Origin of the sequence: Asticcacaulis currens (assembly GCF_028550395.1) — a bacterium.
Lineage (GTDB): Bacteria > Pseudomonadota > Alphaproteobacteria > Caulobacterales > Caulobacteraceae > Asticcacaulis > Asticcacaulis currens.
The window spans coordinates 84,723-111,188 of sequence record NZ_JAQQKW010000003.1; the positions used below are offsets into that span (position 1 = coordinate 84,723).

A 26,466-nucleotide genomic window follows, 5' to 3' on the forward strand; every position below is an offset into this window, starting at 1 on the left:
GCCGGGCGACCTCGGTTGGGATGTAGCCTTCAGAAGCATCGGAAACGACAAACACAAAAGCCGCAACCCGCGCTTTGGGGGTTACGGCGGGCACGCAGGCCCTTGTCTCAATCGCTCTGAAAACGGACCCTTGCAGGTCCCGCCTCAAAAAAGATTGCGGGGCTATACAGGAGCCCCCCCTGCGGGTCAAGCAGGATTCGCTCAGGCGCTCTTGCGCGTAGTCACGGCGTGCTGGCGCAATGTGTCAAAGAAGGTCTGCACCTGCTGGCTCAGCTGCGCCGCGTCGCTGTTGAGTGACGCCGCCGCGCTGCCGACAACAGTTGAGGTCCCCGCCGTATGGTCGATGGCCTGGGTGACACGCGCGACATTTTCCGACAGGGCCTGCGCCCCGCTTGAGGTGCGCATGACGCTTCGGGCGATTTCCTGCGTTGCCGCCCCCTGCTGTTCAGCCGTGGCAGCGATGGCGGTGGCAATCTGTTCCACCTCGCTCATAGAAGCGGAAATACGTTCGATGGCCGACACAGCGTTGCGGGTGGCCCCCTGTATCTCATTGATCTGGCGCGTGATGTTATCGGTGGCGCGTGAGGTCTGGGTGGCCAGTTGCTTGACCTCGGTGGCCACCACGGCGAAACCGCGTCCGGCCTCCCCTGCCCGGGCCGCCTCGATCGTGGCATTGAGCGCCAGCAGATTGGTCTGAGACGCGATAGTCTGGATCAGGTTGACCACCTCACCGACCTGACGCGCCGAATCGAGCAGGTTGTTGATATCGCTGCGTGAGGCATCCATCAGGCGCACCGTATCTGAGATCGAAGCCGCCGCATTGGCGATCTGCGACGAGACCTCATTGATAGATTTCGACAATTCTTCCGCCGCCGCGGCCACAGAGGACACGCTGTCGGCGGTGTCGCGCGAAGCGGTAGCGATACCGCGCGCGTGGTCGGAGGCGCCGGTCACGACCGACGCCATGTCTTCGGCGGCGTCGCTGAGTCCGCTGCCGGACTGACGCAGCTTATTGAGAATACCAAAGGCCGCCGACTGAAACGTACCGATGGCGGTTTCTGTCTGCTCGGCCTGACGGCGGCGCTCTTCCAGCAGGACTGTCTGATAGGTGGAGATAGCCAGGTCCAGATCAAGCAGTATGGCCTTGTTGACCGCCTCGATCTGCGCCTGCGCCTTTTTCGGTGCAAAGCGGCTGCGCACCAGAATGAGGCCCGTCAATTCATTGAGGACAAAGCGATAGGCCCCGATATACCAGCGCGGTTCCAGCCCGATCCGCTCATGGGCCCGGCCGATCTTCTGGGTTTCGCACAGATAGGCCTCATCGAAGGCGCCGGAGAAGATACGTTCCCAGTGGCGGAATTGCGCGCCTTCCAGCGCCGCCTGACGATCGCCGGCCATGGCCTTCAGGTGCGGATATTGGAACAGATGGGCGTAGAAGCGGCGTAATATGTCCGGCAGTTGCGGGGCAATCAACGGCCAAAGGGCGCGAAGGGCGGCGCGGTCCGCAGGCGTAATCTGAGCAAATTCAAGCCTTTGATTCAGGTCAATCTGAAGATTAGACTGAAAACGGGTTTCAATACCGGGCTGAAGATCGGTCATTACGCTACTCCCTACACGCGACACCAGGAAAAAGGACTAACGTCCGGTAGTCGCGCGCCGAAGACTGCACGTAAAGCGGTTAATGAAGCCTGAAGCTTCAGACCCGCCCAAACAGCGACAAAGGGTCACACTGCGCGCCGCCTTTGACCTACTTCTCGCCTTTCGCGACGTAGGCGGCTACGCCCTTGGGCGGCAGGATAAGGCGCAGATTACCTTCCTCTGCCGTTAGCTGCGCCGGTGCGCCGAGGTCCAAGGCCGAGGTCCACACCCCGTCGCCCTTCGTCTGAAAGGTCTGCGCAGTGGCAGACAGGTTGATGAATACCAGCGCCTTTTGCCCCTCCCTCTGACGCGCAAAGACGAGCGCCTCCTCCCCGGCCTTCGACAGAAGCGTAAGCGTTCCATCTGCTAGTACCGGATGCGCCTGCCGCGCCAGATAGAGGGCGCGGTAATACTCCAATAGACTGCCCCCTTCGCCGGACTGGGCCTTTACATTATGGGTAGCCGCATTGGTCGCATAGGCGCGATAGGGCCTGGCCGCCTTGGTGAAGCCGTGCCCGGCCGAGCCGTCCCAGCTCATCGGGGCGCGCAGTCCGGGATCGTCATACTTGCCATTATTGGCCAGTCCGATCTCTTCGCCGTAGTAGGAAAACGGCGTATCAGACGCCAGCACCGAGACAGCCGCCGCTACACGGTAACTGCCGGCATCGAGATCGTGGATCAGGCGGTCGCCGACATAGGAATCGTGGCTTTGCAGGACCAGCGGCATCAGGGAGCGCTTGTCCGACGCCAGTTGCGTCGCCAGCTTTGATGACAGCTTGCCCTCGCGCGCGCTGGACTTGATTTCCTTTTGCGTGCCGAAGGCGAAGGAGTTCGTACAGGCCTCACCCGCATAGAGGGCGGGCTGTTCGGAAGCTTCGCAGATCAGGTAGCGGTTGGGATAGGCTTTGACGACCGCATTGACCTGTTTAAGGACCTCAAGGTTTTCCGGCTGATCCATATAGGCGGTGGGGCCATTTTCGACCAGCATGGTCACGGCGTCGATACGGAAGCCATCAACGCCCTTGTTCAGCCAAAAGCGGAAATTGTCGGCGTGATAGTCAATCACCCGCTGATTTTTCAGGTTGAAGTCCGGCATCTGATCGTCGAACAGGCCATAGAAATAACCTTTGCCGACCTTGTTTTGGCGCCACGGCCCCCAGGAAAAGCCCGCCCAATTCGGGTTCTTGTCGGCGAAGATGTACCAGTCGCGATAAGGCGAGGTTTTCGATTTCGCGGCGCTGATGAAGATCGGGTTGTCACTGGCCGAATGGTTCATCACATAGTCGATGATGACGCCGATACCGCGCTTGTGCGCCTCGGCCACGAAGCGCTCGAAATCCGCCATCGTCCCATAGGCCGGATTGACGGCGCGATAGTCGCTGACGGCGTAGCCATGGTCCTTGTCTGCCGACGGGTGCATAGGCATGAGCCAAATGCCGGTGACCCCCAGGCTTTTCAGATAGTCGAGCCGCGAGGTCAGTCCGTTGAAATCACCGATGCCGTCGCCGTCAGAGTCCTGATAGGAGCGGACAAAGATTTCCATAAAGGTGGCGCTGCGGTTCCAGTGAGCGGGCAAGCCATTGTCGCGTGGCTCGGCGATGACCTTGGATACGTCGATCTTAGAGCGCATTCCGAAAAGTGTGCAGCGGTTTTCGAAATTAAATGCGCGACAAAACGAACCGCTGGAGCGAGATTTCGATTCCGTCTGAACGAACTCCGCTCTAGCCGTCTGCGCGTGAGCGCCCGTGGCCATCAGCGCACACGCCAGCGCCACGCCTATCAGCGGTTTAATTGCCATGCTCTGTCTCCCTGTCTTTTGCCGCAGGAAAACACAGGCGCTCATTTGCGAACAGACATCCGGCGGATGAATACGTATGCGGGGTTAGCTGCGACCGCTTAAGGAGCCTGGTTCTTCAGCAACGCGCGGCTGATCAGAGTCGCTTTTGACATAGTGCTCATTGGCCAGACCCCTGCCGTTCGGCGTCTTGGGCTGCATCCGCTCGTCCTTGCTGTCTTTTTCGTCGGCATAGGATTCGCCCGCTTCGCCGTTTGAGGGTTTGTCGCGTGAAAAATGTTCCCGCACATCGGCGGTTTCGGCCTTTTGCGGATCGTCAGTCTTATGTGGGGCGGTCATAGACTTCTCCTTGCTTACGATTGAGACAAAAAAGCCCGGCCTGAGCCGGGGACACTCAGACCGGGCCGATTATGTTGCACGCGCTGTCAAAAGCGACGTGTGTAGGACAGGGTTGCTCGTTTCATGCCGTGACAGGGTAGGCCGCCAGACATTAAAAGACGCGAGGCGAGGCATTACCGCTTCATAAGAAAGCGATCAGAGTGCGCGCAATACCGGCTCGGCCTCGGTCAGCGAAGCCTCCAGAATCTCGACAATGCGGTCGATCTCGCCCTCGGTGATGATCAGCGGCGGGCACATGACGATGGTGTCACGGATGCCGCGCACCATCAGACCGTTCTTGATACAGATGTCACGCACCACCGGACCGGCGTGGCCTTCGGCCCCCTTGAAGCGTGTATTGGTGCCCATTTCGGCGACGATTTCCACTGCGCCGAGCAGACCGATAGAGCGCGCTTCGCCGACCAGCGGATGGCCGTCGAGGCGCTTCAGGGCCTGCGCCAGATAGGGACCGGTTACCTCGCGCGTGCGCTCGATCAAGCCCTCGCGCTCGATAATGCCGATATTGGCAAGCGCCACGGCACACGCCGCCGGGTGACCCGAATAGGTATAGCCGTGCACGAAGTCGCCGCCAGTTTTCAGAACCTCGACGATCTGTGACGACACGCCAACCGCCGAAATCGGCAGATAGCCCGACGACAACCCCTTGGCCATGGCGATAACATCCGGCTTGACGCCGTAATGCTGATGGCCGAACCACTGACCCAGACGCCCAAAGCCGCAGATCACTTCGTCGCAGATCAGGAGGATACCGTACTTGCGGCACAGGGCCTCGACCTTGGGCCAGTAGCTTTCAGGCGGGATGACGACACCGCCGGCGCCCTGTACCGGCTCACCGATGAAGGCCGCGACCTTGTCCGGCCCGACGCTGAGGATACGGTCTTCGATGTCCTGAACGCAGGCATCAGCAAAGGCGTCCGGGTCCTGACCGAAGCCTTCGCCGAACAGGTAGGGCTGACGCACGTGCTCGATGCCGGGAATGGGCAGCCCCCCCTGCGCGTGCATGAAGGTCATGCCGCCCAGCGACGCACCGGCGACGGTTGAACCGTGATAGGCATTGCGACGCGAGATGAAGACCTGACGCTCCGGTTCGCCCTCCAGCGTCCAGTAGTGACGAACCAGACGGAAGACCGTGTCATTGGCCTCAGACCCCGACGAGTTGAAGAAGACGTGCTTGAGGTCCGGATTGCCCAGAACCATCTTCTCGGCGATCTTGGCCGCCAGCCGCACCGCCGGGGCGGTCGCCGTCTTGAAGAAGGTGTTGTAATAGGGCAGTTCCAGCATCTGCTTATAGGCCGCTTCGGCCAGTTCGCTGCGCCCGTAGCCGACATTGACGCACCACAGCCCGGCCATGCCATCCAGCAGCGATTTGCCGTCGATATCCGTGATCACACAGCCTTCGGCATGGGTGATAATACGGCTGCCACCCAGTTGTTCCAGCAGGGCATAGTCGGCCTGCGCCGGCAGGTGGTGCGCCAGATCGAGCGCCTTCAGTTCGGCGGAGTCGTTGTTTTTGAGCGGAATATTCATAACGGGCGCTCCATAACGGAAAGGGTCTCATGTGACTATAGCCCCGCCCCGGCAAAAGCGGAATGGCCAAATCACGGGCCGCGCGAAATTGTGATCACAATTTACGGAATGACTGTGATGGAAATGATAGGAACGAGGGATTGCACAGATTTCACAGAAAGATAGGTGTCCCGAGGGCCCCGCACTGGTGCGCAGCGCCCATCTGTGTAATCTGTGGTTCTAACCTTACTGGCACCACCTCCAAACTGAACGCTGCAAGGTTTATCAGGCGAGGCAAATTAGATCGCGTTTCCGCGCACCGCTGCGCCGAGCAAGCGGAAAAAGGCCTGACGGTCAGGATAAAGCTCCGGTTGCCATTCCGGGTGCCACTGCACCCCCAGCACCTGAGCGCCGCCGATATTGGCGCTGAAGGCCTCGACAACCCCATCCGGGGCCACGGCTTCGACGCTTAACCCCTCCGCCAGCCGGTCCACCCCCTGAAAATGCACCGAATTGACCGTCAGCGCCTCGCGCGCGACCGCGCGCGCCAGCACGCCAGCGGGGGTAAGGGTCACTGGGTGTCGGTGCTCGAACATATCGGCGAAACGGGCTTCTGCGGGTGCATGATGATCAAGACGCCCGGAGCCCTCAGGTGCCGTCCCCAGATCCCCGCGCAGCGTACCGCCCAGCGCCACATTGATCTCCTGAAAACCCCGGCAAATTCCGAAGACCGGCTTGCCCATCAGGGTCAGACTTTCGATCAGAGAAAACGACACCTCATCGCGCTCGGTGTCGAACGGCCCCTCTCCGCCCGCCTGGCCATAGCGGCGCGCTTCAATGTTGGAGGGCGATCCGGTCAGCAAAAGCCCGTCCAGTCGCGAAGCAACGGAACGGGCGTCAAAGAAACCGGTAATGGCCGGGATGAGAAGCGCGGAGCATTCGGCGTAGGTCGTTGCGGCGCGGACGTAACGGTCCATCACCGCCTGCGCCATCTCGACGCCAAAGTCACGATGGCAGCAACTGATGCCGATGACCGGCAGGGCTTCGTGCATCCGCCGCTCCGTGTCACGGCTTATTTGCGGCCGAACAGCCAGTCGAAGAAGCCGCGCTTCTTGACCTGCGCCTGCGCCTTCTTGACCTCTTCCTGCACCTTATGGGCCTCGGTTTGCGCCTTGGCCACGGCCTCTTCGACAGCCTCCTTGGCCTCGTTCAACACCGGCTTGGCCTTTTCAACAGCCTCATCCAGCTTTTCTTTGGCAGAGGCGGCAACCTCTTCGGCCTTGTGCACCGCTTCCTCGATCTTCGGCTTGGCGGCTTCGACGACATCGTCGAGCCTAGCCTTCGCCTGTTCGACGACGGGCTTGGCAGCCTCAGCCGCGTCTTCCAGCTTTTCCTTGGCGACGGCGGCAGCCGCGCTGGCGGTCTTTGCGGCCTTGTCGAGTGCCGGCTTGGCGCGCTTGACGGCCTTATCGATCTCGCCCTGAGCGGCCTCGACAGCCTTGGTGGCACGGGTGCGCGCCTTGGCAACCTTCGGCTCGACCGCAGCCACGCTCTTGGCTGCACGGGTCGTCGTGCGGGTGACCTTCTTGACCTCGGCTTCGACGACCTTTTCAGCCTTCTCGACCTTGGCCTTGGCGGTCTTGGCCGCTTTTTCGATCTGGGCGGTCGCCGCCTTGGTCGCGGTTTCCGCCTTCTTGGTCACAGCGGCGGCCGTTTTGGCTGCCTTCTTGGCGGTGGCATCGGCAGCCTTGACGGTCTTTTCGGTCGCGGCCTTTACGGCAGTTTCTGCCGCCGCCTTGGGTGCGGGCGCCTTGCGGGCGATCGTCTTTTTCACTCCGGCATCCGCCGGAATCTCCGCCGCCTTTACCGTCTTCGTCTTTTTTTCCGTCGCCATTGCCTACTTTCCCATTGGCGTAAGGGCCCCCTTACGCATAAAAGACCGTTGAAACGCTTCCGTCACATCGAATCGGACGATCTGCAAAGCCTACAATGACTTATAATCCACAACAAATCATCGCAAAAGGCCCCCGTCAGGTGGCGGAAACCGCCGCAGAGGCCATCGACAACGATGCCTGGCTCGAAGGCGCGACCTATTCCATCCTCGAAGAGGATGAGGACCGCAATATCTGGCGCATCGACGCCTTCCCCACGACCGAGGAGGAAGATCAGCGTTTACAAGAGCTTCTGGCAGAGTATCCGGAGCTGATCGTCACCGCAGATCAACTGGCCGATGCCGACTGGCTGGCCATGGCCCTGTCGGGTCTGCCGCCCGTGCGCGCCGGACGATTCTTCGTGTACGGTATTCACGATCGCGGCAAAAAGCCGCTCAATGCGGTTAATCTGCGTATCGAAGCCGGGGCTGCCTTCGGTACGGGGCACCACGGGACGACGGTCGGCTGCTTGTGGGCCTATAACGATCTGTTAAAAAAACACCATTATGAGCGCGTGCTGGATGTCGGCGCGGGCACGGGCGTGCTGGCCATCGCCGCCGCCAAGACTGGCACGAAATACGCCGTCGGCACCGATATCGACGCCATCAGCGTGCGCATCTCCAACGAAAACGCTAAGCTCAATTCGGCTGGTGCTCGTTTTGTTTGGGCCAATGGCCTGAACCACAAGGACGTACGCAAGGACGCCCCCTACGATCTGGTCTTTGCCAACATTCTGGCGCGTCCGCTGGTCGGTCTGTCGCAGTCGATAAAGTTGGCGCTCAGGCCGGGCGGCACGGTCATCCTGTCGGGCCTGTTGCGCACGCAGGAGCGCTTCGTCAAGGCCGCCTATCTGTCCAAGGGCTTCCGTGTCGTGCGCCGAATCCACCGCGACGCCTGGTGCACGCTTGTGATGCAGCGGGGTGGTTAAGGGTATTTAGTACCCGTAATCGGCCTTGCCGCCAGCCTTGGCTACCACCTCTATGCCGTCGATACGCATGCTCTTGTCGACCGCTTTCAGCATGTCATAGAGGGTCAGCGCCGCCACCGACACAGCGGTCAGGGCCTCCATCTCGACGCCCGTCTGCCCTGACGTCTTCACCTCCGCGCTCAGGCGAAAGCCTGGCAAGGTGTCATCCATCGCAATCTCAAGCCCGACCTTCGTCAGGCTCAACGGGTGGCACAGGGGGATCAGGTCGGCCGTTTTCTTGGCCGCCATAGTGCCGGCGATTTCAGCCGTGGCGATCACCGCCCCCTTGGGCGCCGTGCCCTCGCGTACCATCGCCAGCGTCTCAGGGGCGCAGATCAGCCGCCCCTCAGCGCGGGCTTTGCGCGCCGTCACGGCCTTCGCCCCGACATCGACCATATGGGCGCGGCCATCCTTACCTATGTGTGACAGGCTGTTTTCACTCATCATGTCCACCGTTTCAGATCGTCAGCGTCTTTGGCCGTAGGCTCAACCCAACGCGCAAAGCCCTCGCCGATCTCACGCTTCCACAAAGCCGCCTCGGACTTCAGCCGGTCCATTAGATAGTCGGCCGCCTCAAAGGCCGCCCGCCGATGCGACGAGGCCGCCGCCACAAACACAATCTCGTCCTCGGCCTGAACCTCGCCGCATCGATGCGCCACCAGCAGCGCCAGCACGTCGAAGCGCGCGGCGGCGGCCTCTGCGATATCCGTCAGGCTCTGCTCGGTCATGCCGGGATACCAGTCGAGCCACAGATGCGACACCGCGCCGTCGGCCGTCTCCCCCCGCACCCGGCCGGAAAAGGTGACAATGGCTCCGGCTCCGCGATTCGCCTCCACGAAACGGCGATACAGCGTTTGACCGTCGAGGGCCTGGGGCAAAAGCAGGGTTTCGACCGTTGCCACGCCTCAGCCTCCGGAAAAGACAGGAAAGAAGGCGACCTCATCGCCGGCCTGCAAGGAGCGATCCTCCTGGGTTAACCCCTGATTGACGCTCATTAGCACCCGCTCACGCGACAATGCGCCCGACGCAAAGGCAGTGCCCAACACGCTCTGGCGCAGGGTGAACAGGCTCATGTCCGTATCAGCGAAATCCAGTACGCGCTGCCGTTCACCCAGTGTGTCGGCCACCTTGCCAAAAAAGAGAACTGTGATCTGCATCACGCTCCGAGGGAAAATCTGTTGAGTAAAATCATCCACTCACAAAATTACCTTATTCTTTTTTCATGAAAAGCTGTAAGTTGCGCGGCGGCGGACGTTTTACGATCGCCATGCACGCAGGACGCGGGGGGTGTCAATGCCTGTATGTTTTATTCCCTTTCAGGGCCGGTACTAGGTTCGAATGGCCATACTTAACAATCGTATTTTACGGCTTTTGGCCAAGTCCGGTTTACTGGGGCAACGGAACGTCCGGTTATCGCTGGCCGATCCCAATGACCAGATTTCGTACAAGTCGCTGCTGCAAAGGCCACAGGTCCATCTGGACCACGAGGCGCTAAGCGCCTTCTACGCCGGCAAACGTATCCTTATCACCGGGGGCGGCGGCTCGATCGGCTCGGAAATCGCGCGTCAGGCCCTGCGACTGGGGGCGGCACACGTCACTTTGATCGACCACACCGAACTGGCGCTTTACGATGTCGAGCAGTCGCTAAATCTGGAGTTCGGCAAGCCTCCGGTCAGCCTGATCCTGTGCTCCATCCGGCGCAAAGCCCGCCTTGAAGCTATTTTCGTAGCGCAGAAGCCGGACGTTATCTTCCACGCGGCGGCGCTCAAACACGTCCCGATGGTTGAGATCAATCCGTCGGAAGGGGTGCTGACCAATGTCATGGGCACGCAGTATGTCATCGACGCAGCGCAAGCCGCCAATGTGAAACAGCTGGTCCTCATCTCGTCGGATAAGGCGGTCGCCCCGGCCTCGATGATGGGGGCGACGAAGCGTCTGGCCGAACACCTGATTTCGTCGCAGATGGGCCACCTCAATCAGGCCTGCGTCGTGCGCTTCGGCAATGTGCTGGGCTCGACGGGCTCTGTAGTGCCGCTGTTCCGCGCCCAGATTGAGCGCGGCGGGCCGATTACGCTGACCGACCCCAAGGTCGAACGCTTTTTCATGACCATCTTCGAGGCGGTGCAACTGGTCATGACAGCGGCCATGCACAACGCTACGAACCTGTCGGAAAAATCGAGCCTCTACATTCTCGAAATGGGTGAGCCCATTCGTATCTACGATCTGGCCCGGCGCATGATCGAAATGTATGGCCTCAAGGTCGATAAGGACATCCAGATCGTTCTGACCGGCCTGCGCGACGGCGAAAAGATCACCGAGGCGCTTCTCGATGACAATGAAATCCGCGAACCCTTACGCCCCGGTATCTTCAAGGTGGTCAATCAGGCGATGGACCTGCACCTGCCGCCGCACCTGATGAGCGAGTTGTTTACGCTGGCCGAACGCGGCGAGGACGAAATCGTCAAGGCGCAGGTCTTCCACTTTGTGAAAACACTGCGCGACTATTCACCACCGCCGCCTGCGCCTCAGCCGGAAAAAGTTTAAGGTGAAGTTCAAAAAACCCCCGCTGGTGACAGCGGGGGTTTTTGGTCTAGTATTGCTCAGTCTTTATGCGGGTCTTCGGCATCGGGATCATCCGTGGTGAGGAATTCGAACCAGATCCCGTTCAAAATCCCGAAGGTCACCGCCAGACCGAGGCCCAGCACCCAGGTAAAATACCACATTTTGCAACTCCTTGCCTGACGACGTCAGGCTCAAGAAAGATGTGAAAAATTTTCGAAGGGCCGCCCCAAGAAAATTTTTCGCCATCCTGAGAAGGGGGCACATGGGGGAAACAGGGTTTCCCCCATGCTTTCAATAGAGGTCCGGATTCGTCTTCAACGCCTTCACTTCGATGCGGCCGAACAGCACCTTATAGACCCACGCCGTGTAGAGCAGGACGATGGGCAGGAAGACCAGCGTCACACCCAGCATGATGAACAGGGTGGTGTGCGAGCTGGAGGCCGTCCACACCAGCAGGCTGGAGCGGGCATCGACCGTCGAAGGCAGGATGATGGGGAACATCGAAACGCCCACGCTGCCGATAATACCCAGCACGCCGATGGAGGAACCGATGAAGGCCCAAGGATCTGCCTTGATCTTCAGCCCCAGAAGCGCCAGCAGCGCGCCTACGAAACCCAGTACCGGTGCGGCTATCATCCACGGATATTTGCCGTAGTTAAGGAGCCAGGCCCCGGCCTCTTTGACGACCTCGGCATTGCGGGGATTGGACGGGCCATCGGCGGCAATGTCGCCCACGACCTTGAAGCCCAGACCGCCATAGGCGAGATAGACGCCACCCAGCGCAAAGAGAACGATCACGGCCAGAGCGGCATAAACGCCGTAGGTGATGGCGCGGTCACGCAGGGCCCCTTTTTCGATCTTCAGCGACACCCAGGTCGCCCCTTGCAGCAGCAGCATGGCCACGGAGGTCAGGCCGCACAGGACGGTGAAGGGGCTGAACAGGCCGAGCAGACCGCCCAGAAACTGATCGTGATAGGTGATGCGCAGGTCGCTATCGAGGCTGAACGGCGCGCCCTGAAGCACATTGCCGACGGCCACACCGAAGACCAGAGCCGGGACAAAACCGCCGACGAACAGCGCCCAGTCCCAGTTGTTGCGCCACGCCTTGCCCGGCCGCTTGGAGCGGTACTTGAAGCCGACCGGACGCAGGATCAGTGCGGACAGCACAAGGAACATGGCCAGATAGAAGCCGGAGAAGCTCACCGCATAGACGAAGGGCCAGGCGGCGAAGATGGCGCCGCCCCCCAGGATGAGCCACACCTGATTGCCTTCCCAGGTGGCCGAGACGGTATTGATCACAGCCCGGCGTTCTTCGTCGGTTTTGGCGACGAACGGCAGGGTTGCCAGCGTGCCCAGTGCGTAGCCATCCATAATGGCGAAGCCGATCAGCAGCACGCCCATGAGCAGCCACCAGATGACCCGCAAGGTCATGTAGTCGATAGGTAGTTCCATAAGGGTTACTCCTTTGTCTGCGCGTTATTCAGCCGGGCCGGCGAGGCCACCGCTTTGCAGCGGGCTGGCTTCTTCGGCGTCGTGCATACGACCGAATTTCGACGCATAGGGACCGGTCTTGATCGTCTTGACCAGCAGGCCGACCTCGATGACGGCCAGCGTGCCGTACAGCAGGGTGAAGCCCACTATGGTCACCCAGATTTGCCCGACGGTGAGGCTGGACGCGCCCATAAAGGTGGGCAGGACGCCTTCGACGGCCCAGGGCTGACGCCCCAGCTCAGCCAGCACCCACCCGGCTTCCGCCGCAAGCCACGGCAGCGGGATTGCCAGCACGCAGAGGCGCAGGAACCAGCGGGTGTGCTCGGCCTTGCGCAAGCTAACCAGCACAAAGGCCAGAGCGAACAGAGCGATCATGGCAAAGCCGATGGCGGCCATAAGGCGGAAGACCCAGAACATCACCGGCACATTGGGGATGGTGTCGAGAGCAGCCTTCTGGATGAGGGCGGCGTCTGCGGTACGAGGGTCAGCGACGTACTTTTTCAGCAGATAGCCGTAGCCGATGTCGCGTTTGTGCGCTTCGAACTGCGCGCGAGCGGCGAGGTCCTGAGGGTTGGCTTTCAGCTTTTCCACGGCGTCATAGGCGGCCACACCCGACTGGATGCGGTGTTCCGCCGTTTCCACGAGGTCGAGAATACCGATGACCGGACGATCCAGCGAGCGCGTGGAGATCAGGCCCAAAACATAGGGGACCTTGACTTCCATATCGGTGTGATGGGTCTTCAGGTTCGGAATACCGAACAGGGTCAGGCCCGCCGGGGCCGGCTCGGTGTGCCACATGGCCTCAAGGGCCGCCAGCTTCATCTTCTGGTTATCGGTCAGGGCATAGCCCGACTCGTCGCCCAGAACGACGACCGACAGCGAGGAAGCCAGACCGAAGGCTGCCGCCACCGCCATCGAACGCTTGGCGACCGACACCCATTTGCCCTTGAGGAGATAGATGGCCGATACGCCGAGGACGAAGACGGCCGCGATCACATAGCCCGCCGAGACGGTGTGCACAAACTTGGCCTGCGCCACCGGATTGAACAGCACGGCCGTGAAGTCGGAAACTTCCATGCGCATGGTGGCCGGGTTGAAGTCCGCACCGACCGGATTTTGCATCCAGCCGTTGGCGATCAGGATCCACAGGGCCGACAGGTTTGTACCCAGCGCCACCATAAACGTAACGATCAGGTGCCCGACCCGCGACAGGCGGTCCCAGCCGAAGAACATCAGCCCGACAAAGGTCGCTTCGAGGAAGAAGGCCATCAGGCCTTCAATCGCCAGAGGCGCGCCGAAGATGTCGCCGACAAAGTGTGAATAATAGGACCAGTTGGTTCCGAACTGGAATTCCATGGTCAGACCCGTGGCTACGCCCAGCACGAAATTGATGCCGAAAAGCGTGCCCCAGAAACGGGTAATGGTGCGCCAGATTTCGCGCCGCGTCAGGACATAGACGCTTTCCATGATGACCAGCATAAAGGAAAGGCCAAGCGTCAGCGGGACGAACAGAAAGTGATACAGCGCCGTCAAGGCGAACTGCAGCCTTGATAGATCGACGGTCATCATATCCATTGAGATATATCCCTCGGGTTATTGGGGTTTTTAGATCGCACAACCCTGCGGCAAGGTGCAGCAGCGGTGTGGAAATTTGCCCCTTGATGTCCGAAATGGGCTAGGAGAAAACCCATTCCGGCTTACTTGCCATAACAACTAAGCTGGGCCTGAGTATATGCCCCGCCCCTGAAACGCCCTATCGCACCAAATGTCGCACCCACGTCCCCGTACCCCTGAGACCTTTAAGGATGCCACCGGCGACACTGACAAGGGTCGCGCCAAAGCTGTGCGTCAGGCACTGAAACTATGGGCCGATGCGGCGAAAAGACAAGTCACACATGTGCGACAGCTTGAAGTCTGGTCGGTCCTGTGCGCCACGGGCTTTGCCGCCGGGCTGGCCCTCATCCTTCAGACGGTGCGCGCCGGTCAGTTTCCCTTGACGGGTCTGGCCCTATTGTTCCTCAGCCTGTGTCTCAGGGGCACTCTTTCCTACTATAATCAGGTTGTTAGCCTGAAAGCAGCGCGCCTGATTATCGAGAATCTGCGCCTGTCGCTGATGCGCAAGGCCCTGTCCGGACGCGGCGTCGGGGCCTCGCAGATGGGGCGCATGACGGCGCTGTTTGAGCATACTGAGGCCCTCGAAGGCTATTATGCGCGCTTCGTTCCGGCGCGGCAGGCAACCGCCGTGACGCCGCTTCTGGTGACGCTGGCTATCGCTGTGGCCTCGCCTCTGGCGGCCGCCATCATCCTCTTCACCCTGTGTCCCTTTGTCACACTGATGGCCCTGTCCGGCATGGCCACCGCCGCCGAATCAAGACGTCAGCTTGCGGCCCTGACGCGGCTGTCGGGCCTGTTCGCCGATCGCCTGCGCCACCTGCCCCTGATCCACGCCTTTGATAACGAAGCCGCGCAGGTCGAAAAGGTGCGGCGTGCCGCCCGCGATGTGTCGGAGCGGACCCTGTCGGTCCTGCGCATGGCTTTTACCGGCTCGGCCATACTGGAGTTTTTCGCCGCACTGTCGGTCGCTCTGATCGCCGTCTATTGCGGGTTTGCCCTGCTGGGCCTGCTGCCCTTCCCCGTGCCGGCCTTTCTGGATTTCAACAGAGGCCTGTTTGGTGGCGATTCCTTTGCCCCGGCCTTCTTCGCTCTAGCTCTGGCTCCCGAAGTCTATTTCCCGCTGCGCCGTCTGAGCGCCGCCTATCATGAGGAGCAGCAGGCGCACGCCGCCGCCGTAGCCCTGATGGCGCTGGAGGCACGACTGGAGACGCCCGACTCGGTGCCACTGACGCTCACCACCGCCCCCACACTGCGCTTTGAGGGCGTCAGCGCCGTCTTTGCCGACGATCCGGCGCCGGTCTTCGCCCCGGTCAGTTTCAGCGCCGGCGGCGGAGCCATCATCGCCCTGCGAGGCGAAACGGGTTCAGGCAAGTCCACCCTGCTGCGCCTGCTGCTTGGGCGCGGTGGCGACGTGGAAGCGCGCGGCCTGATCGAAATCGACGGTCAGCCGCTGACGCCCGCGCACGACCTGTCTCCTGCCCTGTCTTGGATGTCGCAGCACACGCCGATCCTGCCCGGCACCCTGGCCGACAATCTGCGCCTGTCGAACCCGCAGGCCAGCGACGCCGACGTGCAGCGGGTGATCCGCCTGACCGGGCTGAAGGCGCTGGTGGCGGCACGCGGGCTTGAGACGCTGCTGGATGAACGCGGCTCCGGCCTGTCGGGCGGCGAGCGGCGGCGCATCGGTCTGGCGCGCGCCCTGCTCAAACCCGCGCCGCTTCTGTTGCTCGATGAGCCGACCGCCGATCTCGACCCGGAGGCCGAGGCCGCCCTGATCGCAGCCATCCGCAGCAACGCTACAGGCCGCACAGTGATCATGGCCACGCATTCCGAGGCGCTGGCCGCCATCGCCACGCAGGAGGTGCGGCTGTGAGTGCGTTCAAAGCCTATTTTGCCGACCTGAAACGCCGTCAGCGTACATCCCTGATCGTCGCATCGGGCTGCGCGGCAGGCGTGTCGATCGCGGCCACCGCGCTGCTCGGCTTGTCCGGCTGGTTTCTGGCCGGAGCTGCCCTAGCCGGGGCGGCGGGCGGCGCGGTGATGATGGCCTTCAACTATCTGCTGCCGTCGGCGGCCATTCGCGGGCTGGCCATTGCGCGCACCGTCATGCGTTATTTCGAGCGCCTGAGCGGCCATACGGCGGCCTTGCGCACTCTGGCGGAACTGCGCCCGTGGCTGTTTGAGCGGGTGAGCCATGCACCGTTGCGCCTCAGCCGCGGTGAGACCTCGGCTCGGCTGGTGCAGGATGTCGCGCAACTGGAAAACGCGCTGGTGGCACAAAGCCACTGGGCCTCTGCGCTGGGCGGGCTGATCGCCGCCCTGATCCTGACTCTGTTACTATCGCCCGTGGCCACCCTGATCGCGGCGGCGGGCATCGGCGCGCTGATCGGCCTGTCGCGACGCATCGCACCCACATCAACGACCGGCCTGCCCGAACTGGGGGCGTTGAAAAACAGCGTGCACGAAACCCTGCCCTTCCTGCCCGACATCGCCGCCTATCGGTTGTCGGAGCGGTTTATGGCGCGATTATCAGAGCAGGAGGCCGCCCTGCGCACCGCCCGCGAGGCGCAGGCGCGCAGCGAAAGCCTGCCGATCCTGCTGAACCTCAGCGTGCTGGCGGCGACCCTGAGCCTGATCGTCCTCACCCATGCGCACGCCCCCATGCCGGTGCTGGCGCTGGGTCTTCTGGTGACGACTGTGGCCTTCGAAGCGACCGGCCCCCTCTTGAAAGCCATTGCGCAAAAACGCCTATTTGCCGAGGCCGAGGCGCGGGTGGCGGAACTGGGCGACGCAGAAGCCACACAACCCGCGCCGCGTGCTGGGTCGGTTCTGCGCTTTGGCGCGCACGCTTACGGCCTCGGCCCACAGACACGCCTGCTGATCCACGGCGCGTCGGGATCGGGCAAGACGCGGCTGATCGAAGCCCTGATCGGTTTGTGCCCGATAGACGAGGTGCCTGGGCTCACCGCCCTGCCCGACCTGCGGTTCAGCCTGTCGCCGCAGGACGCACCGGTGCTCAATGGCACGATTGGTGACACTCTGCTGATGGCCCTATCGCCGGAAGAGATCGCGGCGGAAAAGCCTGAGACCCTGACGGCGCGGGTATGGGCCGCGCTGGAGGCGGCGCAGTTGAAGCCCCGCGTCGCCGCCATGCCCAAGGGCCTGCACCAATGGATCGGCGACGGCGGCGTTACCCTCTCCGGTGGGGAGCGCAAACGTCTCAGCCTCGCCCGCGCCCTGCTGCGTCAGGCCGATGTGCTGGTGCTGGATGAGCCGACAGAGGGGCTGGACGCCGCCACCGAAGACGCCGTCACCGAGGCGGTAGAGGCGCATCTTAAGCGCTCGGGTCAGGGCCTGATCCTCGTCAGCCACCGTCCGGGCCCGCGACGGCTGTGCGATCAGGACCTCGCCATTGACCCTACCTCCCTACGCCCCCGATACGTCGGAGTGGTACAGGGGTAGCTTTCGCCCGTCTCTTCGCCTAAAACCCGGCCAAACGACCCGAAGGACACGTCTGATGATCGCATTCGCCCTGCATGGCGGCGCCGGGGCCAAGGCCGGCCGCGACTATGGCCGCGAAATCACCCACATGAAGGGGCTGGCCAAGATCGCGCGGCACAACCTCCATAACGGCGCCCGCGCGCTCGATGTGGTCACCGAAACCGTGCGCTCGCTCGAAGACTCCGGCCTCTATGTGGCCGGTAAGGGCGCATCGCCCAATGCCGCGGGTGTGTTTGAACTGGACGCCAGCCTGATGAACGGAACCGATCGCCGCGCCGGGGCCGTGGCGGCGCTGGCCGGCTACAAGAACCCCGTCGCTATCGCCCGCGCCGTGATGGAAAAGACACCGCACGTTCTGCTGGCGGGCGACGGCGCACGGCAATTTGCCGAAGCGCAAGGCTTTGAGACGGTGGCTGACGACTATTTCACCCGCGCCGGGGCTTTTGAGTCCAACTATCCGCCGGGGACGCTGGCGCACGGGACGGTCGGGTGCGTGTGTCTCGATTCCTATGGCGATCTGGCGGCGGCGACCTCGACGGCCGGCGTGTTCGGCAAGCTGCCGGGCCGCGTCGGCGACACGCCAATCATCGGCGCGGGCACCTGGGCCGACGACCAGGCCGCCATTTCCTGCACCGGTCAGGGTGAATATTTCCTGCGCGTTCAGGCCGCCGCACAAGTGGCCTTCCGTATCGGGGCCGGTCAGGGCGCGTTTGAAAGCGCCGGTCAGGTGCTGGAGCAGATCGCGCGTCTGGGCGGCGAAGGCGGGCTGATCGTCGTCACCCGTTCCGGCGAGGTGCACGCGCCCTTCCGCTCGGCGGGCATGAAGCGAGCTTACTTCAGTGGCGATGGCGATATTGTCAGCGAGGCGTTTTAAGCCGCGATCTTGCCTTTAAGCCCAACGCAAATCACGTGCGCAAGGCTTTCCAGCGTCATCAGCGCCTTGTCGAGGTCGGAGCGCGACAGATCTGCCCCGTCGAGGCGCGCCTGACGCAGATCGGCGCGTTGCAGATTGGCCCCGCGGATGCGCGCCTGACGCAGGTCCGCCGGAAACAAGCGGTCTCCGGCCAGTTTCAGCGGACCGATATTGGCCCCTTCCAGATTGGCCCCGTCCATGCGCACGCCCACCATCTGCGCCCCGCGCAGATCGGCCCCCCGCAGGTCGCAATTGCGCAGGTCCGCCCCTTCGAGGTGCGCGCCCTGTAACTGGATGCCCCGCATATCAAGGCCGTAGAAGACCGCCCCCTTGGCCGACAGCGCGGCGAGATTAAGCCCCTTGATAGATTTGAGCCCGCGCAGATCGGCCTTGTCGAACAGCGACGGCTTGCCCGCCTGCCCCACACTATCGACCCATTCGGCGTGGGCGCGGATCATCTCATCATAGGGCAGACGGCTGATATCCGTCCCGGCAGCTTTCTCGGTCAGTACGCCGCTCAGATTGGCCTGCGACGCATTCCAGCTCTCGGTCTTGGTGCCGATCATTACCGCGTCTTTCAGCGACGCCCCACTGACGTCGCACCCTGACATGTCGGCCCCGGACAGGTCGCAATTGTCCATAATCGCCTGTTTGAGGTTGGCGCGCACCAGCTTGCACGATTTGAGGATGGCATCGGTGAAATCGGCCTTCATGGCCTGAATCCCCGAAAGCTTGGAGCGCTCCAGATTGGCCCCGCGCAGATTGGTAAAGCCGGCGTCCGATACGCGCGTGGACACCTCCACATAGGCCAGACCCGACGCCTTGTCCGGCAGGGCCAGCGCCCCTTCGCGCAGATCGGCTTCGAACAGGTCCACATCGGCCAGATTGGCACCGCGCAGGCACGCCCCGCGCAAATCGGTCCGCCGCAAAGAGGCGCGGCACAGATTGGCCATCTGCATATCGACGCAGTAGAGGTTCGACTGATCGAGCAGCGTGCCGGACAGGTCGGCACCTACCATGATAGCGGCGGTAAAATCGGCATCGCGCAGGTCGCGACCGCTGAAATCAAGCCCCGATACGTCCATCCACGCAAACACCGCCCGCGCGCCTCCCGGCTTCATAGCCTTCAGGCGAGCGTGCTTCAGGCAGATCGCATCCACCTCAGCCTGGGTGAGGCGGGTATAGCGTGACTGTCCGGTGGTGGCGCTCATGCGCGGGGACAAACCTTTCGATAAAAAGCTGAGAAGACGCGCATGGGACTCGACGCCCCTGGAAAGGGGTGAGCATTAACCTTACCGGAAAAGCCTAAATCAGGGCTTAACCGGCAGATTTCGCACAAAGTCTTTGATCAGGACCGAGGCTTCGGCCGCCATCAGCCCGGTTTCAACCGCAAGTCCGGCCTCGGTCATACGCGTAATACCGAGGTGTGAGGCATAGGGCGACGGGTCATGACAGGCGAAGACGACGCGACTGACCCCCGCTTCGACCAGACGCTGTGAACAGGAGAGGCCACCGTGCGACCTCTCCCCACAGGGCTCCAGCGTTACATAGGCCGTGGTCCCTTCGGCGCGGTTGTCGAGCTGGGCCAGCGCCGCCTCTTCGGCATGTGGCCGACCGCCGTCGCCGGTGGCCGCCTCAGCGATAACCATGCCGTCACTGACGATCACGCAGCCGACCGGTGGATTAGGCACGGTGCGCCCCTGCTGTGCGGTGGCCAGCGCGATGGCACGGGCCATATGGCGGGAGTCGCTCATCGCCCCGCCCGTCCGCTAGCCATGCAACACGGGCACAGGGTTGGCACGCTCAGCGTCGAGATATTTAGCCGAAACGGGCTTCAGTGCCGCATCGAGGTCGATGACCAGCGGGTTAGAGGTTGGCACTTCGACCTCCAGAATCTCGGCCTCACCGAGGTTGAACAGCAGCTTGATAATCGCGCGGATCGAATTGCCATGCGCCGCCACCAGCACCGTGTCCCCGGCCTTCAGCGCCGGCACAATCGACCCGTCCCAGAAGGGCAGCACGCGGTCGAGCGTCGTCTTCAGGCTCTCGGTCAGGGGCAGGACCGAACCGGCGTAGCGGCGATCCTTCGAGAAGTCGTAGGCGCTGTCGGCCGACAGTTCGGGCGGCGGCACGTCGTAGGAGCGGCGCCAGATCTTCACCTGTTCGTCGCCATGCAGGGCGGCGGTTTCGGCCTTGTCCAGCCCCGTCAGCCCGCCATAGTGGCGCTCATTGAGGTGCCAGTCCTTGATCACCGGCACGTAGGATTGACCAGCCGCGTCCAGCGCCAGGTTGCAGGTGCGGATGGCGCGCGTCAGCACCGAGGTAAAGGCGCGGTCGATCTCGATCCCCTCGGCCCTGATCAGCTCACCGCCCTTAACCGCCTGCGCCTCGCCTTCGGCCGTCAAATTGACGTCCACCCAGCCGGTGAAGCGGTTTTCGAGGTTCCACTGGCTCTGGCCGTGACGGAGGAGAATGAGTTTGGGCATCCGGACACCTTTAAAGACATAAAGAATGTCTCTGCTATAGGATCAGGCCACCTGCGGGTCAACCGCATCACCGGCACGGATCAGACCCGGCGACACGACGCGGCAATAAAGGCCGCAGTCGCGGTGACCATAGTGGGTCCACAGTGCCTGCACCATCTCCGCATCGCGCTGCGCCGTCTGCGGGTTCACGTGCGTCGCCACACAGCGCACAATGGGTTTCAGCACTTCCAGCAGCGGCCCGTCTTCGCCGATGCGCAGCGGCTTGCCCACAAAGGCGTGATCTTCGAACGCTGACCACCCTTCGACCCAGATATTGGCACGCAGCCGCAACGGATCGAGGTCGATGCCCATACGCTCGGACAGGTCGCGCACGCTGTTCAGATTAAGAATCGACACAAAGCCTTTCGACGAGTCGGTGAAGCGGTAATGATCGACTGCGCCTTCGCGGATATCGAGAAAACGCAGCGGCTGCGCCACCGGGTCGTAATCCTCATGCGCCGCCAGCACGGTTTCGATATGCCGCTCCAGCGCGTGACGCCCGGCGGGTTGCGCGATATCGAAGGGACGATCATCGACGAACAGACGCTCAGTGATCTCATCATAACGGGTGCGCAGCCTCGCCACGGCCGGAAAGCGCGCCAGCACGGCGTATTTCATCTTGGACAGGAATTGCGGATCGTCGCGATCATAGCCCGATGGCCCGACCTCCAGCGCAAACAGGCGATCAAATGGGAAGAAACCATCGACCGTCAGGCACGTCTCGGCTACGGGTTCGGGCGTAAAGCCCTTGACCGGGTGCCGCCACAGGGAGTCGATTTTACCATTGGTCGGGTGCATGAACCGCTCTTAGCGCAGCGCGGGGTTTAAATATACCCTTCCCTAAATCAGTATGACTTTTGATTGAAACGTGATTCAAGCGCCTCTCCTGATTTCAGGGGAGGTGTATTTGACGCCACAGAGGCGTCAAAGACGGTGGGGTTAATGCCACCGCTTTAACCCCACCCTGCCCTTCGGGCCAGCCTCTAACTCAGCGATGACTCTTTCCATAACGGCTTTGATACATCGGCCACGAACAGAAGCAGATTGGCCGCAAACAGAAGACAGGCCGTCCAACCCAGGAAAGGTATATGCGAAACATCGGAAAACGCACCCTCCTGCGCGTATGCCCAGACCGCCAGACCACAAAGGAAGGCCCCCAAACCGAAATCCAGCCGGTAATTGCTAGGCCAGAAATGTCGAATTAAACACTGGGTGGATAAAAACAAAAATACCCATAAAGATGTAAAAATCTTAATGGGATCAATATCTTGCCTCATGTCCGGAAAAAGAAAAAGGGCTAAGCATATTCCCCCCAAAACACAGACGGGAGGTAAAATCCAAATGAATTTCCTTTTCTCTCGCGTCGCCATCCTGTCCCCCCTCAGACTGCAGTGAGAGCCTACTCCTATCCCAGTTCTTCCTCAAGCATGGCCAGACGCGCGGCCTGATCGTCGGCGATCAGGGCGTTAATCATCTGATCCATCTCGCCTTCCATAAATTGCGCCAGATTATAGAGGGTCAGGTTGATGCGGTGATCGGACACCCGGCCCTGCGGGTAGTTATAGGTGCGGATGCGTTCCGAGCGGTCGCCGGAGCCGACCTGCGATTTGCGGGCATCGGAGCGCGCGGCATCGAGCGCCTGACGCTGGATGTCGTACAGGCGCGCCTTGAGGTTGCGCATGGCGATTTGCCGGTTCATGTGCTGCGACTTTTCCGATGAGGTCGCCACGATCCCTGTCGGCAGATGGGTAATGCGCACCGCCGAGTCGGTCTTGTTGACGTGCTGACCGCCGGAGCCCGACGCACGGTAGGTGTCGATGCGGATATCCTTGTCCTGAATGTCGATTTCGACATCCTCGGCTTCGGGCAGCACGGCGACGGTGGCCGCCGAGGTGTGGATGCGACCGCCCGCTTCGGTGGCCGGGACGCGCTGCACGCGGTGCACGCCCGATTCGAACTTCAGCTTGCCGAACACGCCGTCGCCCGTCACCGAGGCGATGATTTCCTTATAGCCGCCCGCGTCGCCTTCGCTGATCGAGTCGATTTCCACGCGCCAGCCCTGCGACGCCGCATAGCGCGAATACATGCGGAACAGGTCGCCGGCGAACAGCGCCGCCTCGTCCCCACCGGTGCCGGCGCGCACTTCCAGGATGGCCGAGGCGTTCTCGTCCTTGTCCTTGGGCGCCAGCAGCAGCGCCACACCGCGTTCCAGCTCCGGCAGGCGCTCTTTCAGCTCCTGAAACTCCTCCTGCGCCAGCGGCGACAGTTCGGGATCATTGAGCGCGATCAGTTCTTCCAACTCCGGCCCAGAGGCGCGCGCCTTGAGCAGCGCCGTGACCGCATCGACCACGGGTTTCAGCTCAGCGTGCTCCTTCGACAGCTTGACGATCTCTGTGCCATCGGTGGCGCTTTCCATGCGCGCCTCGATCATGCGGAAACGATCGACGACCTGATCGAGCTTGGCCTGCGGCAGACGTATCAAAGGAACGACCTCAAAAGACTTCGTGGCCCCCTCCCCGCAATGCCGGGAGGGGGAAAACGCGCTTCTTACCTTTAAGCGGGATAGGTGTCGATAAAGGATTGGCGTTTTTCCAGTTGATCGCGCAGGGCCACAAGGCGCGGGGCCTCGGCGTGCCAGTCGAGTTGGGGGAAACGGAAATCAATATAGGTCGCCGCCGAAGCCAGGGTGATTTCAGCCAGCCCCGGCGGCGCGTCGGACAGTACGCCCAGCCCATCCACGGCCTTCAGGGCCCGGCGCAGCCCCTCTTCCCAGCGCTTGAGCCAGGTGGCCGAGCGTTCGTGTTCGGGACGACGGTGTTCGATCACCATCTTCACGGCGGTTTCGAGAATCCCGTCGGCCAGAGCCTCGGCCTGACGCGCCGCCCACTGCGCCTCGCCTTCGGGATAGAGGGGATAGGGCCCATAGTGCGCGGCCAGCCATTCGCAGATCAGCGTCGAGTCGATCAGCGCTCCATGATCGGTGACCAGCGCCGGAATCTGCGCGAAAGGGTTAACGGCCACATGCTCCGGCGCACTGTCCAGCGTCACGGTTGGCACGTCCTCCACCCGGTCGGTCAGCCCCATCTCCCGCACCAGAATTCTACATTTTCTCGCAAAAGGCGAACCGGAATTGATAAACAACCGCATAACATCCTCCATTACAGTCTTGCATACATGCGGCTCAACCTGTTGACGGTCAAGGGGAAAACCCTTGCACACTTGCCCTGATGGCCGCGCAACCCCTTCATTACAAAAGAGTTTTCCATTTGCCTTAATTTAAGGCTTTTCGCCTATGGTGGGTGGACTGGTAATCGCCCTCAGAATGAGTACGCCTCGTGAATCGAGACCGGAGTGAATTAAGACTTTTGGCCCCCATGACCATTGTCGTGGTCGGCGCGGTATGCGCGCTGATCGGGTCCTTGTGGATCTGGGCCGCGGAAATCGACAAGGCCAACCGTGATCGCGAAGAAAACTATGTGCGCACCGGCCTCATGCATCTGGCCGAGACGCAGGCGCGCCTGATGGCGCCCATGACCATCTGGAACGAAGCGGTCAAAAGAACCGCCGTGACTTTTGACCATCAGTTCGTCGCCGACAATTACGGCAGCTATTTTTCCGAATATCTGAATTACGAACAGACCTTCGTGCTGGACGGCCTGAACCGCCCGGTGCTGGCCTGGGAAGGCAAGCAGGAAACCTCCCTGTCGGCCTATGACCGGCTGAGCGGCGAAATCAAGCGTCTGTCGAAAGACCTGCGCGAGCGCCACTATATCTATACTGCTTCAGGAATCGGCTTCACGTCGAAGACCAACGCCATAGCCCGACTGACGGTGCTGGACGGTCACGTCTATCTTCTGGGAGCCAGCCTGATCCTGCCTGACAGCACGCGCCACGATCTGACGCACTACGCGCCCTATCTGGTCGCAGGGGCGCACCGGCTGAGCAACGGCGAACTGGCGGCCCTGTCCAAGGGTAATCTGCTGAGCGATATCACCGAACTGCGCAACGGTCAGACCGTATCTCCGGATCAGGCCCGCGCCGTCTTCACCGACTCCACCGGTCAGGAAAAGGCCGAACTGACGTGGCGGCCGTCGCGGCCGGGCCTCGACCTGTTTATGCGCGCCCTCATCCCGTCACTGCTGGTTTCGGCCGGTCTGGGCGGCGTGGCGCTGGCTCTGCTGCATCGCAGCCAGAAGACGGCCCGCAGCCTGATCGCCTCGGAAGCGCGCGCCAAGCACATGGCTTTGCACGACGGCCTGACCGGCCTGCCCAACCGCACCCTGTTTACCGACCGCCTCAATCAGGCAACGGAACGTCTGCGTCGTCAGGGAGGAGCGGTCGCCGTTATGTGTGTGGGCCTAGATCGCTTCAAGGACGTCAACGATACGCTGGGCCATTCCGCCGGCGACGAACTGATCCGTCATTCGGCGCAGAAGATCAGCGGCATGATCCGCGCGGGCGATACGCTGGCGCGTCTGGGCGGCGACGTCTTCGTGATCATCCAGACTGACACCGACGCCCATTCGACGGCGGCGCTAGCCAAGCGTGTGCTGGAAGGCCTCAAGGGGCAGGTCACTCTGGAAAGCGGCCCCGTCTATTCGTCCTGCTCCATCGGCGTCACCCTGTTGCAGGAGGCCGATATCGAAGCCGCCGAAGCCCTGCGGCAGGCCGACCTTGCCCTTTATCGCGCCAAGGAACAGGGCCGTTCGCAATACGCCTTCTTCGAAGTGGAGATGGATGCGACGATCAAGCTGCGCAAGCTGCTGGAAACCGGCCTTCGCGAGGCCATCCATGTCGAAGCCATCGACGTCGTTTATCAGCCGCAGGTCGATCATAACGGTCGTATCGTCGGTGTCGAAGCGCTGGCCCGCTGGAGCCATCCGCAGCGCGGCCCGATCAGCCCGGCCTATTTCGTGCCGCTGGCCGAAGAATGTGGCCTGATGATGGATCTCGGCAGCCTGATCATGCGGCGCGCCCTGATCGACTCCAGGCGCTGGCCGGGTCTGAAGGTGGCGATCAACGTGTCGGCGACGCAGTTGCGCTCCTCGCGCTTCCTGCCGGAACTGAAGGACATGCTGCGCGAAACCGGCGTTGAGCCGCGTTCCATCGAAATCGAGATCACCGAAGGGATGCTGCTTAACGACGACCAGCCGACGCAGAACACGCTCAATGCGTTGCGTCAGATGGGCTTCTCCATCGCGCTCGACGACTTCGGCACCGGCTATTCATCGCTCAGCTATCTGAGCCGCTACCCGGTGGACAAGATCAAGATCGACCGCTCCTTCGTCTCCAATCTGGGGGTCGATCCGGACGCCGAAGCCCTGATCCGTGCCATCATCAAGCTGGCCAAGGCCCTGCACCTCAGCATCCTTGCCGAGGGTGTGGAAACCCAGGCCCAGAGCCACATCCTGCGTCAGGCCGGCTGCGCCATCATTCAGGGCTACCTCTTCTCCAAGCCCGTCGATCGCAACGAAATCGACGTGATGATGGAGGGGCAGGCCGCCAACCAGGTGACGCACATCACTAATGGCCGCTACATCGCCGGCGTGCGTTAAGCACTTACAGTACAACAAAAAAGCCCCGTCAGGCCAAACCTGACGGGGCTTTTGCATCATGATAAGCGC

25 protein-coding genes are annotated in these 26,466 nt (G+C 61.8%); 6 read left to right on the plus strand and 19 right to left on the minus strand.

The window, feature by feature from the left end; genetic code table 11:
* Positions 1–201: 201 nt before the first annotated feature.
* From PQU94_RS05820 to PQU94_RS05845, 6 genes are all read right to left on the minus strand, one after another.
* A complete protein-coding gene (locus PQU94_RS05820) occupies positions 202–1,599 on the minus strand; it encodes a globin-coupled sensor protein (RefSeq protein WP_272740531.1) in 1,398 nt (465 codons plus the stop codon).
* 148 nt (positions 1,600–1,747) lie between these two features.
* The gene (locus tag PQU94_RS05825; RefSeq protein WP_272740532.1) at positions 1,748–3,436 is read right to left on the minus strand and encodes an alpha-amylase family glycosyl hydrolase; all 1,689 of its coding nucleotides are present in this window, start codon (positions 3,434–3,436) and stop codon (positions 1,748–1,750) included.
* 84 nt (positions 3,437–3,520) lie between these two features.
* A complete protein-coding gene (locus PQU94_RS05830; protein ID WP_272740533.1) occupies positions 3,521–3,772 on the minus strand; it encodes a hypothetical protein in 252 nt (83 codons plus the stop codon).
* A gap of 195 nt (positions 3,773–3,967) precedes the next feature.
* On the minus strand, positions 3,968–5,359 hold the full coding sequence (locus PQU94_RS05835; protein WP_272740534.1) for an aspartate aminotransferase family protein: 1,392 nt from the start codon (positions 5,357–5,359) through the stop codon (positions 3,968–3,970).
* 278 nt (positions 5,360–5,637) lie between these two features.
* The gene (locus PQU94_RS05840) at positions 5,638–6,390 is read right to left on the minus strand and encodes a gamma-glutamyl-gamma-aminobutyrate hydrolase family protein (RefSeq protein ID WP_272740535.1); all 753 of its coding nucleotides are present in this window, start codon (positions 6,388–6,390) and stop codon (positions 5,638–5,640) included.
* Between the two features lie 20 nt (positions 6,391–6,410).
* On the minus strand, positions 6,411–7,232 hold the full coding sequence (locus PQU94_RS05845; RefSeq protein ID WP_272740536.1) for a hypothetical protein: 822 nt from the start codon (positions 7,230–7,232) through the stop codon (positions 6,411–6,413).
* A gap of 95 nt (positions 7,233–7,327) precedes the next feature.
* Between PQU94_RS05845 and PQU94_RS05850 the strand changes: the two genes are divergently transcribed.
* A complete protein-coding gene (locus PQU94_RS05850) occupies positions 7,328–8,197 on the plus strand; it encodes a 50S ribosomal protein L11 methyltransferase (RefSeq protein WP_272740537.1) in 870 nt (289 codons plus the stop codon).
* Between the two features lie 6 nt (positions 8,198–8,203).
* Here the strand turns inward: PQU94_RS05850 and moaC are convergent, their stop codons facing one another.
* From moaC to PQU94_RS05865, 3 genes are read right to left on the minus strand one after another with little or no spacing between them, the layout of a single operon-like run.
* Positions 8,204–8,680 carry a cyclic pyranopterin monophosphate synthase MoaC gene (moaC, locus tag PQU94_RS05855; protein WP_272740538.1) on the minus strand — a complete coding sequence of 159 codons (477 nt, stop codon included), beginning with the start codon at positions 8,678–8,680 and terminating at the stop codon, positions 8,204–8,206.
* On the minus strand, positions 8,680–9,138 hold the full coding sequence (locus PQU94_RS05860; RefSeq protein ID WP_272740539.1) for a molybdenum cofactor biosynthesis protein MoaE: 459 nt from the start codon (positions 9,136–9,138) through the stop codon (positions 8,680–8,682). The genes moaC and PQU94_RS05860 overlap by 1 nt, the downstream gene beginning before the upstream one ends.
* 3 nt (positions 9,139–9,141) lie before the next feature.
* Complete coding sequence (locus PQU94_RS05865) at positions 9,142–9,432, minus strand: MoaD/ThiS family protein (RefSeq protein WP_272740540.1); 291 nt, start codon at positions 9,430–9,432, stop codon at positions 9,142–9,144.
* A 142-nt stretch (positions 9,433–9,574) separates the two neighbouring features.
* Here PQU94_RS05865 and PQU94_RS05870 point away from each other — a divergent pair, with 142 nt between their 5' ends.
* Entirely contained in the window at positions 9,575–10,780 is a 1,206-nt protein-coding gene (locus PQU94_RS05870) for a polysaccharide biosynthesis protein (protein ID WP_272740541.1), read from the plus strand.
* Positions 10,781–10,836: 56 nt separating this feature from the next.
* On the opposite strand, the gene cydX is transcribed toward PQU94_RS05870, so the two are convergent.
* The 3 genes from cydX to PQU94_RS05885 all read right to left on the minus strand — a co-directional run bounded on the left by cydX (position 10,837) and on the right by PQU94_RS05885 (position 13,864).
* Entirely contained in the window at positions 10,837–10,959 is a 123-nt protein-coding gene (gene cydX, locus PQU94_RS05875; RefSeq protein WP_126419631.1) for a cytochrome bd-I oxidase subunit CydX, read from the minus strand.
* 130 nt (positions 10,960–11,089) lie between these two features.
* Positions 11,090–12,250 (minus strand): cytochrome d ubiquinol oxidase subunit II, encoded by a 1,161-nt coding sequence (cydB, locus tag PQU94_RS05880; RefSeq protein ID WP_272740542.1) that lies wholly within the window; start codon positions 12,248–12,250, stop codon positions 11,090–11,092.
* Between the two features lie 24 nt (positions 12,251–12,274).
* Positions 12,275–13,864 (minus strand): cytochrome ubiquinol oxidase subunit I, encoded by a 1,590-nt coding sequence (locus tag PQU94_RS05885; RefSeq protein WP_272740543.1) that lies wholly within the window; start codon positions 13,862–13,864, stop codon positions 12,275–12,277.
* A gap of 190 nt (positions 13,865–14,054) precedes the next feature.
* On the opposite strand from PQU94_RS05885, the gene PQU94_RS05890 reads away from it, so the two are divergent.
* The 3 genes from PQU94_RS05890 to PQU94_RS05900 are packed head-to-tail and all read left to right on the plus strand — an operon-like array spanning position 14,055 to position 18,278.
* Positions 14,055–15,776: an ATP-binding cassette domain-containing protein gene (locus tag PQU94_RS05890; RefSeq protein ID WP_272740544.1), complete on the plus strand. Its 1,722-nt coding sequence runs from the start codon at positions 14,055–14,057 to the stop codon at positions 15,774–15,776.
* On the plus strand, positions 15,773–17,365 hold the full coding sequence (locus tag PQU94_RS18170; protein WP_272740545.1) for an amino acid ABC transporter ATP-binding/permease protein: 1,593 nt from the start codon (positions 15,773–15,775) through the stop codon (positions 17,363–17,365). Before PQU94_RS05890 ends, PQU94_RS18170 begins: the two co-directional genes overlap by 4 nt.
* Before the next feature lie 55 nt (positions 17,366–17,420).
* Positions 17,421–18,278 carry an isoaspartyl peptidase/L-asparaginase family protein gene (locus tag PQU94_RS05900; protein WP_272740546.1) on the plus strand — a complete coding sequence of 286 codons (858 nt, stop codon included), beginning with the start codon at positions 17,421–17,423 and terminating at the stop codon, positions 18,276–18,278.
* Here PQU94_RS05900 and PQU94_RS05905 read toward each other — a convergent pair.
* From PQU94_RS05905 to PQU94_RS05935, 7 genes are all read right to left on the minus strand, one after another.
* Positions 18,275–19,528, minus strand: coding sequence for a pentapeptide repeat-containing protein (locus PQU94_RS05905; protein WP_272740547.1), 1,254 nt, complete (start codon positions 19,526–19,528; stop codon positions 18,275–18,277). The two genes, PQU94_RS05900 and PQU94_RS05905, sit on opposite strands and share 4 nt — an antisense overlap.
* Positions 19,529–19,627: 99 nt before the next feature.
* The gene (locus PQU94_RS05910; protein WP_272740548.1) at positions 19,628–20,071 is read right to left on the minus strand and encodes a bifunctional diaminohydroxyphosphoribosylaminopyrimidine deaminase/5-amino-6-(5-phosphoribosylamino)uracil reductase RibD; all 444 of its coding nucleotides are present in this window, start codon (positions 20,069–20,071) and stop codon (positions 19,628–19,630) included.
* 15 nt (positions 20,072–20,086) lie between these two features.
* Positions 20,087–20,803: a 2,3-diphosphoglycerate-dependent phosphoglycerate mutase gene (gene gpmA / locus PQU94_RS05915; RefSeq protein ID WP_272740549.1), complete on the minus strand. Its 717-nt coding sequence runs from the start codon at positions 20,801–20,803 to the stop codon at positions 20,087–20,089.
* Between the two features lie 42 nt (positions 20,804–20,845).
* On the minus strand, positions 20,846–21,640 hold the full coding sequence (locus PQU94_RS05920; protein WP_272740550.1) for an MOSC domain-containing protein: 795 nt from the start codon (positions 21,638–21,640) through the stop codon (positions 20,846–20,848).
* A 185-nt stretch (positions 21,641–21,825) separates the two neighbouring features.
* The gene (locus PQU94_RS05925) at positions 21,826–22,212 is read right to left on the minus strand and encodes a hypothetical protein (RefSeq protein ID WP_272740551.1); all 387 of its coding nucleotides are present in this window, start codon (positions 22,210–22,212) and stop codon (positions 21,826–21,828) included.
* Between the two features lie 35 nt (positions 22,213–22,247).
* Positions 22,248–23,321, minus strand: a complete 1,074-nt coding sequence (prfA, locus tag PQU94_RS05930; protein WP_272740868.1) for a peptide chain release factor 1 — start codon at positions 23,319–23,321, stop codon at positions 22,248–22,250.
* Between the two features lie 74 nt (positions 23,322–23,395).
* Positions 23,396–23,989 carry a glutathione S-transferase N-terminal domain-containing protein gene (locus PQU94_RS05935; protein ID WP_272740552.1) on the minus strand — a complete coding sequence of 198 codons (594 nt, stop codon included), beginning with the start codon at positions 23,987–23,989 and terminating at the stop codon, positions 23,396–23,398.
* A gap of 227 nt (positions 23,990–24,216) precedes the next feature.
* Here PQU94_RS05935 and PQU94_RS05940 point away from each other — a divergent pair, with 227 nt between their 5' ends.
* Positions 24,217–26,397, plus strand: coding sequence for a putative bifunctional diguanylate cyclase/phosphodiesterase (locus tag PQU94_RS05940; protein ID WP_272740553.1), 2,181 nt, complete (start codon positions 24,217–24,219; stop codon positions 26,395–26,397).
* The last annotated feature ends 69 nt before the right edge of the window (positions 26,398–26,466 follow it).

Excerpts from the sequence above, each read along its gene's own strand:
- PQU94_RS05885 (WP_272740543.1), bottom strand. The coding sequence starts at position 13,864 with ATGGATATGATGACCGTCGATCTATCAAGGCTGCAGTTCGCCTTGACG.
- moaC (WP_272740538.1), bottom strand. The coding sequence starts at position 8,680 with ATGAGTGAAAACAGCCTGTCACACATAGGTAAGGATGGCCGCGCCCAT.
- PQU94_RS05835 (WP_272740534.1), bottom strand. The coding sequence starts at position 5,359 with ATGAATATTCCGCTCAAAAACAACGACTCCGCCGAACTGAAGGCGCTC.
- PQU94_RS05935 (WP_272740552.1), bottom strand. The coding sequence starts at position 23,989 with ATGCGGTTGTTTATCAATTCCGGTTCGCCTTTTGCGAGAAAATGTAGA.
- PQU94_RS05840 (WP_272740535.1), bottom strand. The coding sequence starts at position 6,390 with ATGCACGAAGCCCTGCCGGTCATCGGCATCAGTTGCTGCCATCGTGAC.
- PQU94_RS05920 (WP_272740550.1), bottom strand. The coding sequence starts at position 21,640 with ATGCACCCGACCAATGGTAAAATCGACTCCCTGTGGCGGCACCCGGTC.
- PQU94_RS05850 (WP_272740537.1), top strand. The coding sequence starts at position 7,328 with ATGACTTATAATCCACAACAAATCATCGCAAAAGGCCCCCGTCAGGTG.
- PQU94_RS05910 (WP_272740548.1), bottom strand. The coding sequence starts at position 20,071 with ATGAGCGACTCCCGCCATATGGCCCGTGCCATCGCGCTGGCCACCGCA.
- PQU94_RS05905 (WP_272740547.1), bottom strand. The coding sequence starts at position 19,528 with ATGAGCGCCACCACCGGACAGTCACGCTATACCCGCCTCACCCAGGCT.
- PQU94_RS05830 (WP_272740533.1), bottom strand. The coding sequence starts at position 3,772 with ATGACCGCCCCACATAAGACTGACGATCCGCAAAAGGCCGAAACCGCC.
- PQU94_RS05870 (WP_272740541.1), top strand. The coding sequence starts at position 9,575 with ATGGCCATACTTAACAATCGTATTTTACGGCTTTTGGCCAAGTCCGGT.
- cydX (WP_126419631.1), bottom strand. The coding sequence starts at position 10,959 with ATGTGGTATTTTACCTGGGTGCTGGGCCTCGGTCTGGCGGTGACCTTC.
- PQU94_RS05890 (WP_272740544.1), top strand. The coding sequence starts at position 14,055 with ATGTCGCACCCACGTCCCCGTACCCCTGAGACCTTTAAGGATGCCACC.
- PQU94_RS05940 (WP_272740553.1), top strand. The coding sequence starts at position 24,217 with ATGACCATTGTCGTGGTCGGCGCGGTATGCGCGCTGATCGGGTCCTTG.
- PQU94_RS05825 (WP_272740532.1), bottom strand. The coding sequence starts at position 3,436 with ATGGCAATTAAACCGCTGATAGGCGTGGCGCTGGCGTGTGCGCTGATG.
- PQU94_RS05820 (WP_272740531.1), bottom strand. The coding sequence starts at position 1,599 with ATGACCGATCTTCAGCCCGGTATTGAAACCCGTTTTCAGTCTAATCTT.
- PQU94_RS05845 (WP_272740536.1), bottom strand. The coding sequence starts at position 7,232 with ATGGCGACGGAAAAAAAGACGAAGACGGTAAAGGCGGCGGAGATTCCG.
- PQU94_RS05925 (WP_272740551.1), bottom strand. The coding sequence starts at position 22,212 with ATGGCGACGCGAGAGAAAAGGAAATTCATTTGGATTTTACCTCCCGTC.
- cydB (WP_272740542.1), bottom strand. The coding sequence starts at position 12,250 with ATGGAACTACCTATCGACTACATGACCTTGCGGGTCATCTGGTGGCTG.
- PQU94_RS05900 (WP_272740546.1), top strand. The coding sequence starts at position 17,421 with ATGATCGCATTCGCCCTGCATGGCGGCGCCGGGGCCAAGGCCGGCCGC.
- gpmA (WP_272740549.1), bottom strand. The coding sequence starts at position 20,803 with ATGCCCAAACTCATTCTCCTCCGTCACGGCCAGAGCCAGTGGAACCTC.